Consider the following 14,115-nt stretch of genomic DNA (forward strand, 5'->3'; position numbering starts at 1 on the left):
CCCCCTCCTGGGATTCGAATGCGCCCGCCCGGGCCATCAGGTGAGGGACTGAGGACCGAAGGAGGGGGACATGACGGAACTCGGCATCGGCATCGGCTGGCGTCCCGAGATCGCTGAGGCGGTGGAGGCCCTGCACGGCGTCGACTGGGTGGAGGTCGTCGCGGAGAACATCTGCGCCGACCATCTGCCCGACTCCCTGACCCGGCTGCGCCAGCGGGGCGTGACGGTCGTCCCGCACGGCGTCTCGCTCGGGCTGGGCGGCGCGGACCGGCCGGACCCGGCACGGCTCGCGGCGCTCGGGGAGAAGGCGGTCGCCCTGGGGGCGCCGCTGGTCACCGAGCACATCGCGTTCGTACGGGCCGGGGGGCCGCTCACCGCGACCCCGCTCCTCGAAGCCGGCCACCTGCTGCCGGTGCCCCGCACCAGGGACGCGCTCGACGTGCTCTGCGAGAACGTGCGCATCGCCCAGGACGCCCTGCCCGTACCGCTCGCCCTGGAGAACATCGCGGCCCTGATCGCCTGGCCGGGCGAGGAGATGACGGAGGGACAGTTCCTGGCGGAGCTGGTGGAGCGTACGGGGGTACGGCTCCTCATCGACGTCGCCAACCTGCACACCAACCACGTCAACCGGGGCGAGGACCCGGCCCGTGCCCTGTCCGAACTGCCGGTCGAGGCGATCGCGTACGTGCACGTGGCGGGCGGGGTCGAGCGGGACGGGGTCTGGCACGACACCCACGCCCACCCGGTCCCCCGTGAGGTCCTCGGCATCCTGTCGGACCTCACGTCCCGCATGTCCCCGCCGGGTGTCCTCCTGGAACGGGACGACGACTTCCCGCCGAAGGAGGAACTGGCCGCGGAGCTGAGCGTGATCGCCACCGCTGTGGGCAATCGTTCCGCCGGGGCGGAACGGGTGGGGACAGCCCACGCGCACGGCGCCCGTCCCCTGGTACCCGCGCCCCGACGCGCCCCGCTCCTCATCGGCGCCGGTGCGCGCGTCTCGGGAGGCCCGATGCCGGGTGGCACGCCCTGCGTCCAGGACCCCGCCCCGCGAGAGGACGCCCGCCAGCGCCTGGCCGTGACCCAGGCCGCCCTCCTCTCCGCCCTCGTCGCCGGCACCCCCGTCCCCGAAGGCTTCGACACCCGCCGGATCGGCGTGCAGAGCCGCGCCCTCGCCGCCAAGCGGGCCGGTGTCGTCGCGAAGGTCGCGCCGGAGCTGCCGGAGATCCTCGGCAAGGACTTCCGGCCCGCGTTCCTCGCGTACGCCCGGTCCCGTCCCATGACCGGCGGCTACCGCCGGGACGCGCTCGACTTCGCCGAGCACCTGCTGGTCGCCGGGCGTCCGGAGGACCCGGCGGCACGGCGGCGGCTCACGGAGTGGTGGCAGGACCGTTCCGGCAGCCGCCCGCCGGGCCGCGCCACCCGTCTCGTACGGGCCGCCCGCCACGCCCTCGTACGGAGATGACCATGAACCTTCTCGTCGTGCTCGTGTATCTCGCGGGCGCCCTCGGCATCGCCCTCGTCATCACCCGGGTCGTCCGGACGCGCGGCGGTCCCGGCGGGCCGGTCCACGACCGGTACGAGGTCGCCTTCCTCAACGGCGGCCCGGCCCGCGTCGTCGACACCGCCCTCGCCGCCCTCCAGGCCGACGGCAGGCTGGCGATCGGCGGCCCCGGCATCGTCGCGGTCGTCCGCCCCACCGCGCACGACCCGGTGGAGCGCGCCGTCCTCCAGGAGCACGCCGCCGCCCCGCACGGGGCCCTGCACAACCTGCGGTTGAGTGTGATGCGGCACCCGGCGGTCCAGGAGATCGGCGACGGTCTCGCGGCGCGCCGGCTGGTCGTCGACCCGGCGACGCGGCGGACCACGGCCCGCTGGTGCACCACCCTGATCCTGACGGCCTTCGTCCTGTTCCCGGTCTCGATCGTCCTGACGGTGATCGACTTCTCCGTCGACCACGAGTTCCGGCTCCCGTTCGTCTTCAAGGTGGCGCCCGTGCTCTTCGCCGCCCTGATCACCGGCATCGTCTGCGGGTCGGTCTCCGGCCGACAGGTCACCTCGGCCGGCCGCCGTGCGGTCCTCGCGTACGGGAGCGACCACGGCCGTCTCCCGGACGCCGGTCATCTCGTGGCCCTGCACGGGCTGCGGGCCCTGCCGGACCCGGTGCTCCGGCAACAGCTGGTCGCCGCCGCCCGCTTCTACGCGCCGCCGCGGCGGAACCGGCGCGGCGGCGGGCGGCCCTCACCGACGCACTTCTCCTCCTCGCACGCGGCCGCCCTGGAGGTGGCGACCGCGTGGTGCGCGACCAACAGTTCCTGCGGTGGCGGGGGCGGTGGTGGTTCCTGCTCGGGCGCCGGGTCCTGTTCCTCGGGCTGCGGCGGTTCCGGCGGCAGCTCGTGCTCCGGCTCCAGCTGCGGCGGCTCCGGTTCGAGCTGTGGCTCCAGCTCCAGCTCGTGCTCGTCCAGCTCCAGCTCGTGCTCCAGCTCCAGTTCCAGTTCGTGCTCCAGCTCCAGTTCCAGCAGCTGAGGGGCCATTCGGGTGGCGGCCCCGGCCGTCCTCCCGTACAACCGGGACATGATCTGGGTTCCGCTGCTCCTGGTGGCGTTCGTCGTGGCCGGTGTCGGCTGTGTGCGGGTCTGCCGTGCCTCGCTCGCCGCCGCCCGGCCCCACGGGCCGTCCGGCGGTACGCGGGAGCTCACCGTGTGTGAGGCGGCCTACCTCGCGGGCGGGCCGCTCCGGGTCACCGATCTGACGCTGGTGTCGATGCACAGGGCGCGGCGGCTGCTGCTCGCGCACACCGGCTGGGCGACGGTCGTGGACGCCACGGGCGCCGGGGACGAGCTCGAGCGCGCGGTGCTCGGCGCCATCGGGCCCGGCGGGCAGTCGCCGGTTCCCGCCGTGCGTCCGGTGGTCGCCGCCGCCGAATCCGTACGTCTGCTCGGGGAGGGGCTCGTCGACCGGGGGCTCGCCGTGTCCGAGGAGGCGCGCCGGGAGATGGCGGCCGGGGTGCGGGCGGTCCGGGCGGGGTTCCTGCTGACGCTGGCGCTCGGGACGGTCGCCGCGCTCCTGGTGCCGGGTGACGGGCGCGCTCTGGTCGTCGCCGGTTTCGCGCTGCCGCTGGTGGGGTCGGGGCTCTGCCTGCTGATCGGGGGGATCGAGGTCTATCCGTACACCCGCTGGGCGTCGCCGGCCGGGCAGCGGCTGCTCTCCGGGCTGTCGCCGGACGAGCCGCTCACGGCTCTCGCGACGCGCGGTCCCGCCGTCCTGGAGCCGGAGCTCCGCGCGGCCCTGCGGGCCTGAGAAGAGGTCCCGGAAATGACGCCGGTGCGGCGCGCGTGACGCGCGCCGCACCCGGAGCCGGACCCGGTGTCGCTGGAGCGGCGGGCACATGGTGCCGCCCGCCGTCTGATCTTCCGGGTCAAGGGGTGGCGCGCCCGGCCGGGAGCCGGGCGCGCCACCTGGTTTCGTACGGCCGTCAGGCCAGGCCCGCCACCAGGTCGGCGACGCTCTTGCGGCGGCCGGTGAAGAACGGGACCTCTTCGCGGACGTGCATCCGCGCCTCGGAGGCGCGCAGGTGGCGCATGAGGTCGACGATGCGGTGCAGTTCGTCGGCCTCGAAGGCGAGGAGCCACTCGTAGTCGCCGAGCGAGAAGGAGGCGACCGTGTTGGCGCGGACGTCGGGGTAGCCGCGGGCCATCTTGCCGTGGTCGGCGAGCATGCGGCGGCGGTCCTCGTCCGGCAGCAGGTACCAGTCGTAGGAGCGCACGAAGGGGTACACCGAGACGTAGTCGCGCGGGTTCTCGTCGGCCAGGAAGGCCGGGATGTGCGACTTGTTGAACTCGGCGGGGCGGTGCAGCGCCATGTTCGACCAGACCGGCTCCAGGGCGCGGCCCAGCTTGGTGCGGCGGAAGAGGTTGTACGCCTCCTGGAGCTCGTCGCTCGTCTCGGCGTGCCACCAGATCATGACGTCGGCGTCGGCGCGCAGACCGGACAGGTCGTACGTGCCGCGGATCGTGATGTCCTTGGCGGCGAGCTGGTCGAACAGCTCCTGGACCTCGTCGGCGTAGCCGGCTCGGTCCTCGGGCAGAACGTCGCGCAGCTTGAACACAGACCACAGGGTGTAGCGGATGACCTCGTTGAGGTCCTTCGCCTTCTTACCGGCGTTCGGGATCTTTTCGGGCGCACTCATACGCCTATTCTCGCCCGTCACAGGGAGTGCCCCGCACCGGGGTCGGTCCTTTTCGACGTGGCGATGATCTCGTCGGCCGCGCGATGGGCCGAGGCGATGCACGCGGGGATGCCGACGCCGTCGTACGCGGCGCCCGCGAGGCGCAGTCCGGGCAGGCCGGCGACCGCCGCGCGGACCCGGGCGACGCGGGCGAGATGGCCCACGGGGTACTGGGGCAGGCCGCCGGTCCAGCGGGTCACCGTGGACGCGACGGGCCGGGCGGCGAGGCCGGTGGCGGCGGCGAGGTCCTTGAGGGAGGCGGCGACGAGGTCGGCGTCCTCGCGGTGGATCTGCTCCTCCTCGCCGTGGCGGCCGACGGAGGTGCGCAGCACGAACAGGTCGGGGGCGGCGTCGGCGACCCACTGCCACTTCTGGGCGGAGAAGGTGGAGGCCTTGATGGTGTGGCCGTCGACGGGCGGCACCAGGAAGCCGGAACCGGCCAGGGCGGGCATGTCGGAGCGGCGGAAGGCGAGGGTGATCAGGGCCATGGAGGCGTAGTCGACGGCGCCGAGCTCGGCGGCGGCGTCCGGGGCGTGGCCGCCGAGGAGTCCGGCGGTGATCCCGGCGGGGGTGGCGAGGACGACGGCGTCGGCGTCGAAGGTCCGGTGCGGGGTCACGATCTGCCAGCCGGTGGCGCCGGTGCGGACGAGGGCGTCGACGCGCGTTCCGGTGTGGATCTCGCCGCCGGCGGCGCGGATCGCTTCGGCGACGGCGCCGGGGAGGGTGCCGATGCCGCCCTGGATGCCGAGGAAGGCGGCGCCGCCGAGGCCGGTGGCGGCGCCCGCCGCGTCGGCGGGGGTGGCGGCGCCGGCCCGCTGGACGGCGTGGACGGCGGCGGTGAGCGTGGGGTGGACGCGGGCGGCCTCGAAGAGGGCGGGGACGGCCGCCTTCATCGAGATGAGGTGGGCGTCCCCCGCGTACACCCCGCCGAGGAGGGGTTCGACGAGCCGGTCGACGACCTCGTGGCCCATGCGCGCGGCGACGTACGCGCCGATGGCGATGTCCTCGCCGATCTCGGTGGGCGGCAGCTCCAGGTCGCCGCCGATGCGGCGCACGCCGTCGGCGGAGAGGAGCCCCTCGACGGCGGCGGGGTCGCCGGGGACACCCATGACGTGGCCCTTGGGCATGGGGACGAGCTCGCCCCGGGACCAGACGGACGCGGTGGTCGTCGCGGGGGCCTGGAGCCGCTCGCCGAGGCCGACGGCCCGGGCGAGGGCGACGGCCTCGGGGCGGCGGGCGAGCAGCGACTCGGCGCCGAGGTCGACGGGCGCGCCCGCGATCTCCCCGGCGAGGAGCTTGCCGCCGAGCCGGGTGTCCGCTTCGAGGAGGGTCACCCGGTGGCCGGCGAGGGCCAGCCGGTGGGCGGCCGCGAGTCCGGCGATCCCGCCTCCGGCGACGACGACATGAGGCCCGGCGTGGTGTCCCGTGATGTCCGCGTTCATGGCACCACTCTCTCAAATCGCCCGCCCGCTCCCGTTCCGAGGCCGGACCGTGACCGCATCGCTACCGCCCGGGGGCAACCCGTACGACGGGCCCGTACGTCCAAGGGGCATCACTCACCACGATCCTGGGGGGATCTCGTGCGGACAGCGAGAACGAGAACGACGGCCGCGGTCCTGCTGACGGCTTCACTGGTCCTGACCGGCTGCGGCGCCGGCGCCGCGGACACGGCCTCGGACGGCAAGGGAGGCATGCCGGCGGCGAGGCCGGCGGACAAGGGGGCCGAGGGAGCGGCCGACGCCGCCTCGGGGGCGGCCGGGAAGCCCGCGGCGAAGGCGCCGGCCCAGCAGCACGTCATCCGTACCGCCGAGCTCTCCGTCGAGGTGAAGGACACGGCGAAGGCGCTGGCCGCCGCCCGCCGGGTGGCGACGGACGCGGGCGGGCGCGTGGAGAACGAGACGACGGAGCGGGCCGACGCCACGCACCTCACCTCGCAGATCGTGCTGCGGGTGCCGCAGGAGCGGTACGACTCCGTCCTCGCCGAGCTCGCGGGCGCCGGGAAGCTGATCGACCGCAAGGCGACCGCCAAGGACGTCACCGACCAGGTGGTGGACGTGGAGAGCCGGATCGCCACCCAGCGGGCGAGCGTGGCGCGGGTGCGGGCCCTGATGGACCGGGCGGAGAAGCTGTCCGACGTGGTGACCCTGGAGGGTGAGCTGAGTCGCCGCCAGGCGGACCTGGAGGCGCTGCTCGCCCAGCAGGGCACGCTGAAGGACCGGACGACGATGGCGACGATCACCCTGTGGCTCTCCGAGCCCGAGAAGCCGTCGGCGGAGGAGCGGGAGGAGGGCCGTCCCGGTTTCGCGGACGCCCTGGGCGGCGGCTGGAACGCGCTGGTGAGCGCGGCGGCCTGGATCGGCATCGTGCTGAGCGCGCTGGCGCCGTGGCTCGCGGTGGCCCTGATCGTCTTCGTCCTGTGGCGCCGCCTGCTCCGCCCGCGCCTCGCGGCCCGCGGCGCCCGCCCGGCGGGCGCGGCCCCCGTGCTGCCGGACACCCCGCGCAACGCCGCCGGAGCGGCCGTGGCCGCCGGGCCGGCCCCCGAGTCCCCGGCGACTCCCCGGCCCAGGGAGGCCCCCGAGAAGTAGCGTCTCCTCATGAGCGAACGACTGGTGGTCATCGGTGGCGACGCGGCGGGCATGTCCGCCGCGTCGCAGGCGCGCAGGCTCAAGGGGCCCGGGGAGCTGGAGATCGTCGCCTTCGAGCGGGGGCACTTCTCCTCGTACTCGGCCTGCGGCATCCCGTACTGGGTCGGCGGGGACGTGGCGCGGCGCGGGGAGCTGATCGCGCGCTCCCCCGAGGAGCACCGGGCCCGTGACATCGACCTGCGGACGCGGACCGAGGTGACGGAGATCGACGTCCCGGGGCAGCGGGTCCGCTCGCGGGACCTGGAGGCGGGTACGGAGGCGTGGACGGGCTTCGACAAGCTGGTGATCGCGACCGGGGCCCGGCCGCTGCGCCCGCCGCTGCCGGGGATCGACGCGCCCGGGGTGCACGGGGTGCAGACCCTCGACGACGGCCAGGCGCTGATCGACTCGCTGTCGGGTACGCCGGGGCGGCGGGCGGTCGTCGTCGGCGCCGGGTACATCGGCGTGGAGATGGCGGAGGCCCTGCTGAGCCGGGGCTACGAGGTGACGGTCCTGACCCGGGGCGAGCAGCCGATGGCGACGCTCGATCCGGACATGGGGCGGCTCGTGCACCGGGCGATGGACGGGCTCGGGATCACGACGGTCGTGTCGGCGCCGGTGACGAAGATCCTCACGGGTGCGGACCGGCGGGTGCGGGCGGTGGCGACGGACGCCGCCGAGTACCCGGCGGACGTGGTGGTCCTCGGCACGGGTGTGGTGCCGGAGACCTCGCTCGCGCGGGCGGCGGGGCTGCCGCTGGGGGCGTACGGGGGGCTGCTCACCGATCTGGCGATGCGGGTCAGGGGCCACGGGAACATCTGGGCCGGCGGTGACTGCGTGGAGGTCCTGGACCTGGTCTCGGGCCGGGAGCGGCACGTTCCCCTCGGCACGCACGCGAACAAGCACGGCCAGGTCATCGGTTCCAACGTGGGCGGCGGCTACGCGACCTTCCCGGGCGTGGTGGGCACGGCGGTGTCGAAGGTGTGCGACCTGGAGATCGCGCGGACGGGCCTGCGGGAGAGGGACGCCCGGGAGGTGGGTCTGCGGTACGTGACGGTGACGGTCGAGTCGACGAGCCGCGCGGGCTACTACCCGGGGGCCGCGCCGATGACGGTGAAGATGCTGGCCGAGAAGCGGACGGGCCGGCTGCTCGGGGTGCAGATCGTGGGCCGGGAGGGCGCGGCGAAGCGGGTGGACATCGCGGCGGTGGCGCTCACGGCGGGGATGACGGTGGAGGGGATGACGGCGCTCGACCTGGGGTACGCGCCGCCGTTCTCGCCGGTGTGGGACCCGGTGCTGGTCGCCGCGCGCAAGGCGGTGGCGGCCGTTCGGGCGGCGGAATGACCCGAGCGGCAGAGTGACCGTTGGTGACGGATTGCGGCCATCGCATCACCATGCGTCACTGTTCGCATGATCAGACACACGATGCGTGCGCTCTGCGCCGCCACTCTCGTCATAGCCCCGGTCGCCCTGACGGCGACGCCCGCCCACGCGGTGGCCTCGTGCCGGGTCAACGGCATCGCCGTCAGCAGCACGAACGTCGTCGGGACGGCGGGCTCCGACTACATCACCTGCGGCTCGCTCGCCGCCGGTGACCAGGTCAACGGCCTCGGCGGCTCCGACTACATCCGCATCGACGGCAGCGTCGGCGGCGGTGCCGTCGTCCGGGGCGGCACCGGCCAGGACTACGTCCTGGTGATCGGCTCCGTCGGGCCGATGGCCCAGGTCCTCGGCGAGGCGGACAACGACTACCTCCGCGTCGGCCCCAACGCGGGCGCCGTCAACGGCGGCACCGGGCTCGACGTGTGCCGGGTGGCCTCCGGCAACCCGCCGGTCAACTGCGAGGGCTGACGCCCGTCCCCTGTGCGCCGCCGGAACCCGGCGGCGCACAGTCGCGCGTGGGCGCCGCTCAGCGGGCCGTCCGCGTGTGCACGTACTCGACGAGCCGGGTCAGGGCGTCCGGGTCCATCGACGGCATGACGCCGTGGCCCAGGTTGAAGACGTGCCCCTCCAGGTCCCTCGCGGCGGCGAGGACCTCGTCGGCCTTGGCCTCCACGACCTCGGGGGAGGCGAAGAGCACGGCGGGGTCCAGGTTGCCCTGGAGGGCCTTGCCGGGGCCGACGCGGCGGGCGGCCTCGTCGAGCGGGACGCGCCAGTCGACGCCGACGACGTCCGCGCCCGCCTCGCCCATCAGGCCGAGGAGCTCGCCCGTACCGACACCGAAGTGGATGCGCGGGACGCCGTAGCCGGCGACCGCGTCGAAGACCTTCGTGGAGGCCGGCATCACCGAGCGGCGGTAGTCGGCCGGGGCGAGGGCGCCGACCCAGGAGTCGAAGAGCTGGACGGCGGAGGCGCCCGCCTCGATCTGCACCTTGAGGAAGGCCGAGGTGATCTCGGCGAGGCGGTCGAGCAGGTCGGCCCAGAGCTGCGGGTCGCCGTACATCATCGCCTTGGTGCGCTCGTGGCTGCGCGAGGGGCCGCCCTCGACGAGGTAGCTCGCGAGGGTGAAAGGCGCGCCGGCGAAGCCGATGAGCGGGGTGTCGCCCAGTTCGCCGGTGAGCATCCCGATGGCCTCGGTGACGTAGTGGACGTCCTCGGGGGTCAGGTCGCGCAGCCGGGCCAGGTCGGCGCGGGTGCGGATCGGGTCGGCGACGACCGGGCCGACGCCGGGCTTGATGTCGAGGTCGAGGCCGATGGCCTTGAGCGGGACGACGATGTCGCTGAAGTAGATCGCGGCGTCGACCTTGTGGCGCCTGACCGGCTGGAGCGTGATCTCGGTGACCAGCTCGGGCCGCATGCACGACTCGAGCATCGGGATGCCCTCGCGGACCTTCAGGTACTCGGGGAGGGAGCGCCCGGCCTGCCGCATGAACCAGACGGGGGTGTGCGGCACCGGCTCGCGTCGGCACGCCTTGAGGAACGCGGAGTCGTACGTCCGCGACTGCTGCTTCGTCTGCTGGCCCTGCGGGCTGTCCTTGGCACTCACGCCCAAATCTTCGCATGTGACGTGAAGCCGCTCGTCCGGGCCGGGTGTCCTCCCTGCACGGAGGCCCCGTTCCGCCTACTCTTCCCGGCATGGCTGCGGCTCAGGGACATTTTTCCGATCATTCCGACGGCGATCGAGGGACGGACGAAACAGCGGAGAGCAAGGAGACGAATCCGGTTCCGCCCGCGTTCCGGCGGGCGGTGGAGGCCTTGCGGTCGGCGAGGCTGCGGCCCGAGATCGAGATCGACCCGACCAGGCCGCCGCAGCGCCTCGCCCCGTACGCGTACGCGGTGGAGGCGGCCGTCGTCGAGGGCGAGGAGGACCTGGCCGACGGGCGGCTCGTGCTGCTGCACGATCCGGACGGGCACGAGGCCTGGAAGGGCACGTTCCGCCTGGTGACCCTGATCCGGGCGGAGCTGGAGCCGGAGATGGCGGCGGACCCGCTGCTGCCCGAGGTGTGCTGGTCCTGGCTGACCGGGGCCATGGAGGCGCGGGGGCTGGCGTACGGGGAGGCGAGCGGGACCGTGACGATGGCGGGCTCGCACTATTTCGGCGGTCTCGCGGACCGCAGACCGGCGACCCAGATCGAGATCCGCGCGTCCTGGACCCCGCGCGAGGGCCTGGCCGGGGTGCCGGACACGGGGGCGCACCTGGCGGCCTGGTGCGATCTGCTCTGCCAGATCGCGGGCCTGCCGCCCGCACCGGCGGATCCGGGGGCGGGGACGGTGACGGGCGCGGGGGTCGTCTCGCTGCCCCAGCGCCGGGGGCCGCAGGGGGCCTGAAACGCCTCCCCGCGGGTCCCTCGTGGGGGTGACGGGGCGAGGCCCACTCGTAGGATGATCGATCACGCGTCCGAATTGCCCTAATTGTTACTCACCAAATCGTGATCTTTCCCTAAAGGCGGGCGGCCCAGCTGCCGAAGGAGTCAGTGACCCCTTCACAGCACGGGTTCGCCCCCGGCTTCTTCCCCGAGCCGGCTCCGTCCCGCACCCTTCCCCCCAGGAGGCCTGGTGTCCGTTCTCCTCGAGCAGCCCGCAAGCCTGGTCGCCTACCGCCCGAACAAGCCGACGGCCATGGTCGTCGTGGCCGACCCACGCGTCCGCTCCACCGTCACCCGCCACCTGTGGGCCCTCGGAGTGCGCGACGTGATCGAGGCGTCGTCCATCGCGGAGGCCCGTCCCCGCGTCGGCAACCCGCGCGACATCTGCGTAGCCGACGTCCACCTGCCCGACGGCAGCGGCCTGACCCTGCTGTCCGAGACCCGCGCCGCGGGCTGGCCCAACGGCCTCGCCCTCTCGGCCGCCGATGACATCGGCGCCGTACGCAACGCCCTGGCGGGCGGCGTGAAGGGCTATGTCGTCACCGGAACCCGGACCAACATCGGTCACCCGACCCGCCCCGGCGCCGCCCCCATCGGCGCCGCGGCGGCCCGCCTCGGCCACCGCCGCCCCCCGGGTGCCCCGAGCCACCCGGGCGGCTACCGCGAGCTCTCCGGCCGTGAGGTCGAGGTGCTGCGGCTCGTCGCGGAGGGCCAGTCGAACAAGGCGATCGGCGTCTCCATGGGGCTCTCCGCCCTCACCGTCAAGAGCCACCTCGCCCGCATCGCCCGCAAGCTGGGCACCGGGGACCGCGCCGGCATGGTCGCGGTCGCCCTGCGGACGGGGATCATCCACTGACGGCCGGTGGACACGGGCCCGCGCCTGTCGACGGAACGTTCCGTCGACAGGCGCTTGCCGTTCACCGATACCCTTGACAGGTGACCGACGCCCAAGAGACCGCAGCAGACACAGCACTGCGCACCACCGGGGGCGGCCCCCCGGACGACGATGTCCCTGCGAATGGGCTTCCGATCCCGTTGCTGGAGCCCCGCGAGGGGATTCCGCCCGTCGTCGAGACCGAGGACGCCCTCGCCGAGGTGATCGCCGCGTTCGCCGCCGGAAGCGGTCCCGTGGCCGTGGACGCCGAGCGCGCCTCCGGCTACCGCTACGGCCAGCGCGCCTATCTCGTCCAGCTCCGCCGCGAGGGCGCGGGCACCGCGCTGATCGACCCCGTCGGCTGCCCCGATCTCTCGGGGCTCGGCGAGGCGCTCGCCGGGACCGAGTGGATCCTGCACGCCGCGACCCAGGACCTCCCGTGCCTGCGCGACATAGGCATGCTCCCCACCTCGCTCTTCGACACCGAGCTCGCCGGACGCCTCGCGGGCTTCCCGCGGGTCGGCCTCGGCGCGATGGTGGAGTCCGTCCTCGGCTACGCCCTGGAGAAGGGCCACTCCGCCGTCGACTGGTCCACCCGCCCGCTGCCCGAGCCGTGGCTGCGGTACGCGGCCCTGGACGTCGAGCTGCTCGTCGACCTCCGGGACGCCCTGGAGAAGGAGCTCGACCGGCAGGGGAAGCTGGAGTGGGCCCACCAGGAGTTCGACGCGATCGCCTCGGCCCCGCCCGCGCCGCCGCGCAAGGACCCGTGGCGCCGGACCTCCGGCATGCACAAGGTGCGCCGCCGGCGTCAGATGGCGGTCGTACGGGAGCTGTGGACGGCCCGTGACAAGGTCGCCCAGCGGCGCGACGTCTCCCCCGGCAAGGTGCTGAGCGACGCGGCGATCGTGGAGGCGGCGCTCGCGGTGCCCGTGAACGCGGCCGCGCTCCTCGCGCTGCCCGGTTTCGGCAACCGGATGAACCGCCGGCAGCTGGAGCAGTGGCAGGCCGCGGTGGACCGGGCCAGGGCCCTCCCGGAGAGCGAGCTGCCCCAGCCGGGCCAGCAGGTCGCGGGCCCGCCCCCGCCGCGCGCCTGGGCGGACAAGGACCCGGCCGCGGCGGCCCGCCTCGCGGCGGCGCGCACGGCGGTCTCGGCCCTCGCGGAGGAACTGAACCTCCCGCAGGAGAACCTGATCACCCCGGACACCGTGCGCCGCGTCTGCTGGGAGCCGCCGAACCCGGCGACCCCCGAGACGGTGTCCGCTGCGCTGTCCGGCCACGGCGCCCGTCCGTGGCAGGTGGAGCTGGTGACCCCGTTGCTCGTGAAGGCGCTGACGGCGCAGGCGTGACCCTGCCGGACGAGCCCCCGGCGCCCTTCCGGGCGCCGGGGGCTCCGCCGTGTCCCGGGACGGGCCCTACGGGGCCGGGCTGAGGTTGCCGTCGGTGTCCATGTCGAAGACGCCCTGGGTCTTCCCGTCGACCTTGAGGTGCTTGAGCCAGTGCTTCGAGAGGTGGTGCAGGTTGCGGTGCTGCGTCTCCCACACCAGCGAGTGCCCCGCGCAGGCCAGCTTGACCATGAGCTTGTGGGGGCCCGCGATGGCGTCGTAGAGCTCGGGGACCGAGAAGTTGAGCTCCGGGTCGGCGCTGGGCGGTGAGGTGTTCGCCTGGGCGTCGCTGTCCCCGTACACGATGAGCACCGGAACGCTTCCGCCGAGCACTCCGCCCTGAGGCGCGGTGGTCTTGTTCCATCCCCACCGGACGAAGTTCCTGATCCTGTTGAACCCGGTGGGCGGCCCCCACGCGCTGCCGACCGGGTCGCACTTCATGATCGCTTCCCAGGCCACGTCGGTGATGCCGGGTTCGCGCTGGTCCACGCAGTGCGTCTCGTTGTCCAGAGCCTTGACGAACCCCGCCTTCCCCCCGATGAAGGTCGGGAAGCCGGGCTGTGGCAGGGGGGACGGCGGGGTGGAGGAGCCGTTGGCCGGGAAGATCGGGGCCAACAGGAACAGGCTCTCGACCTTGTCGGGGTTGTTGATCGCATACGGCCCCATGTGGAAGGCGGCCGCGGACCAGCCGACGAAAGCGAGCTTCGCCGTCCCGCACTCCTTCAGGACGAACTTCACGACGGTGTTCAGTTCGTCCCGGTCGCTGTTCGAGTTGGTCAGCTGGTACGGGTAGGTCGGCGGGCCGGGCACGAATCCCGGCGGCCTCGGGGTGAGCAGGTGCTGCTGGGCGGGGTTGACGTTGTGGGGGTCGTCCATCTTGGGGCGCGGCGAGAGTCCCGAGCCCTGGAGGTCCATCATGAAGACGTCGTAGCCGGCCTTCGCCAGCTCCTCGGCCCAGCTGTACGACTTGTACTGGAGGTCGAAGCCCGCGAGCACCGGGACGCTCCGGCCGTGGAGCATCAGGACCGGCTTGCGCGTCCCTCCCGGAGGCGTGCCGTTCCGCTCCCGCACGAAGAGCTTGACGATCTCGTCCTTGTTCGCCGGGACGGTGGATTTGTGGGTGACCTGGTGATCGGTGGTCACGATCGGCATGGGAGTCCCTTCTCTGCGCCGGGCCCGGGCCTCGTGCCCCGGCCCCTTGGCA

General features: G+C 73.8%; 13 protein-coding genes. 9 read left to right on the forward strand and 4 right to left on the reverse strand.

The genetic code is table 11. The features are described from left to right. The first annotated feature begins 70 nt into the window (after positions 1-70). The 3 genes from ACF07V_RS24900 to ACF07V_RS24910 are packed head-to-tail and all read left to right on the forward strand — an operon-like array spanning position 71 to position 3,297. The gene (locus ACF07V_RS24900) at positions 71-1,462 is read left to right on the forward strand and encodes a DUF692 domain-containing protein (RefSeq protein WP_392157270.1); all 1,392 of its coding nucleotides are present in this window, start codon (positions 71-73) and stop codon (positions 1,460-1,462) included. Between the two features lie 2 nt (positions 1,463-1,464). Continuing rightward, positions 1,465-2,523, forward strand: a complete 1,059-nt coding sequence (locus tag ACF07V_RS24905) for a TIGR04222 domain-containing membrane protein (RefSeq protein WP_392157271.1) — start codon at positions 1,465-1,467, stop codon at positions 2,521-2,523. A gap of 48 nt (positions 2,524-2,571) precedes the next feature. Beyond that, a complete protein-coding gene (locus ACF07V_RS24910; RefSeq protein ID WP_392157273.1) occupies positions 2,572-3,297 on the forward strand; it encodes a TIGR04222 domain-containing membrane protein in 726 nt (241 codons plus the stop codon). Positions 3,298-3,472: 175 nt separating this feature from the next. Here ACF07V_RS24910 and hemQ read toward each other — a convergent pair whose 3' ends face one another. Both hemQ and hemG read right to left on the reverse strand, forming a co-directional pair. Beyond that, positions 3,473-4,186 (reverse strand): hydrogen peroxide-dependent heme synthase, encoded by a 714-nt coding sequence (gene hemQ / locus ACF07V_RS24915; protein ID WP_392157274.1) that lies wholly within the window; start codon positions 4,184-4,186, stop codon positions 3,473-3,475. A 17-nt stretch (positions 4,187-4,203) separates the two neighbouring features. Beyond that, positions 4,204-5,667: a protoporphyrinogen oxidase gene (hemG, locus tag ACF07V_RS24920; RefSeq protein ID WP_392157276.1), complete on the reverse strand. Its 1,464-nt coding sequence runs from the start codon at positions 5,665-5,667 to the stop codon at positions 4,204-4,206. Positions 5,668-5,805: 138 nt separating this feature from the next. On the opposite strand from hemG, the gene ACF07V_RS24925 reads away from it, so the two are divergent. The 3 genes from ACF07V_RS24925 (at position 5,806) to ACF07V_RS24935 (ending at position 8,700) form a co-directional block, all read left to right on the forward strand. Beyond that, on the forward strand, positions 5,806-6,810 hold the full coding sequence (locus ACF07V_RS24925) for a DUF4349 domain-containing protein (protein ID WP_392157277.1): 1,005 nt from the start codon (positions 5,806-5,808) through the stop codon (positions 6,808-6,810). Between the two features lie 9 nt (positions 6,811-6,819). Beyond that, a complete protein-coding gene (locus ACF07V_RS24930) occupies positions 6,820-8,193 on the forward strand; it encodes an FAD-dependent oxidoreductase (RefSeq protein WP_392157278.1) in 1,374 nt (457 codons plus the stop codon). A 66-nt stretch (positions 8,194-8,259) separates the two neighbouring features. Continuing rightward, positions 8,260-8,700 carry a hypothetical protein gene (locus ACF07V_RS24935; protein WP_392157279.1) on the forward strand — a complete coding sequence of 147 codons (441 nt, stop codon included), beginning with the start codon at positions 8,260-8,262 and terminating at the stop codon, positions 8,698-8,700. 58 nt (positions 8,701-8,758) lie between these two features. Here the strand turns inward: ACF07V_RS24935 and hemE are convergent, their stop codons facing one another. After that, positions 8,759-9,835 carry a uroporphyrinogen decarboxylase gene (gene hemE, locus ACF07V_RS24940; protein ID WP_392157281.1) on the reverse strand — a complete coding sequence of 359 codons (1,077 nt, stop codon included), beginning with the start codon at positions 9,833-9,835 and terminating at the stop codon, positions 8,759-8,761. Positions 9,836-9,924: 89 nt separating this feature from the next. On the opposite strand from hemE, the gene ACF07V_RS24945 reads away from it, so the two are divergent. The 3 genes from ACF07V_RS24945 (at position 9,925) to ACF07V_RS24955 (ending at position 12,875) form a co-directional block, all read left to right on the forward strand. Continuing rightward, positions 9,925-10,617: a DUF3000 domain-containing protein gene (locus ACF07V_RS24945; RefSeq protein ID WP_392157283.1), complete on the forward strand. Its 693-nt coding sequence runs from the start codon at positions 9,925-9,927 to the stop codon at positions 10,615-10,617. A gap of 228 nt (positions 10,618-10,845) precedes the next feature. Then, positions 10,846-11,511: a response regulator transcription factor gene (locus ACF07V_RS24950; RefSeq protein ID WP_015037008.1), complete on the forward strand. Its 666-nt coding sequence runs from the start codon at positions 10,846-10,848 to the stop codon at positions 11,509-11,511. 80 nt (positions 11,512-11,591) lie between these two features. Continuing rightward, complete coding sequence (locus tag ACF07V_RS24955) at positions 11,592-12,875, forward strand: ribonuclease D (protein WP_392157285.1); 1,284 nt, start codon at positions 11,592-11,594, stop codon at positions 12,873-12,875. Positions 12,876-12,941: 66 nt separating this feature from the next. On the opposite strand, the gene ACF07V_RS24960 is transcribed toward ACF07V_RS24955, so the two are convergent. Further along, positions 12,942-14,063 carry an alpha/beta fold hydrolase gene (locus tag ACF07V_RS24960; protein WP_392157287.1) on the reverse strand — a complete coding sequence of 374 codons (1,122 nt, stop codon included), beginning with the start codon at positions 14,061-14,063 and terminating at the stop codon, positions 12,942-12,944. Between the last annotated feature and the right edge of the window lie 52 nt (positions 14,064-14,115).

Source organism: Streptomyces sp. NPDC015661 (assembly GCF_043077765.1).
Classification (GTDB): domain Bacteria; phylum Actinomycetota; class Actinomycetes; order Streptomycetales; family Streptomycetaceae; genus Streptomyces.

What these genes read in the sequence shown, in the direction of transcription:
- ACF07V_RS24900 (WP_392157270.1), top strand. Translation starts at nt 71, where the DNA reads ATGACGGAACTCGGCATCGGCATCGGCTGGCGTCCCGAGATCGCTGAG.
- ACF07V_RS24905 (WP_392157271.1), top strand. Translation starts at nt 1,465, where the DNA reads ATGAACCTTCTCGTCGTGCTCGTGTATCTCGCGGGCGCCCTCGGCATC.
- ACF07V_RS24910 (WP_392157273.1), top strand. Translation starts at nt 2,572, where the DNA reads ATGATCTGGGTTCCGCTGCTCCTGGTGGCGTTCGTCGTGGCCGGTGTC.
- hemQ (WP_392157274.1), bottom strand. Translation starts at nt 4,186, where the DNA reads ATGAGTGCGCCCGAAAAGATCCCGAACGCCGGTAAGAAGGCGAAGGAC.
- hemG (WP_392157276.1), bottom strand. Translation starts at nt 5,667, where the DNA reads ATGAACGCGGACATCACGGGACACCACGCCGGGCCTCATGTCGTCGTC.
- ACF07V_RS24930 (WP_392157278.1), top strand. Translation starts at nt 6,820, where the DNA reads ATGAGCGAACGACTGGTGGTCATCGGTGGCGACGCGGCGGGCATGTCC.
- ACF07V_RS24935 (WP_392157279.1), top strand. Translation starts at nt 8,260, where the DNA reads ATGATCAGACACACGATGCGTGCGCTCTGCGCCGCCACTCTCGTCATA.
- ACF07V_RS24945 (WP_392157283.1), top strand. Translation starts at nt 9,925, where the DNA reads ATGGCTGCGGCTCAGGGACATTTTTCCGATCATTCCGACGGCGATCGA.
- ACF07V_RS24960 (WP_392157287.1), bottom strand. Translation starts at nt 14,063, where the DNA reads ATGCCGATCGTGACCACCGATCACCAGGTCACCCACAAATCCACCGTC.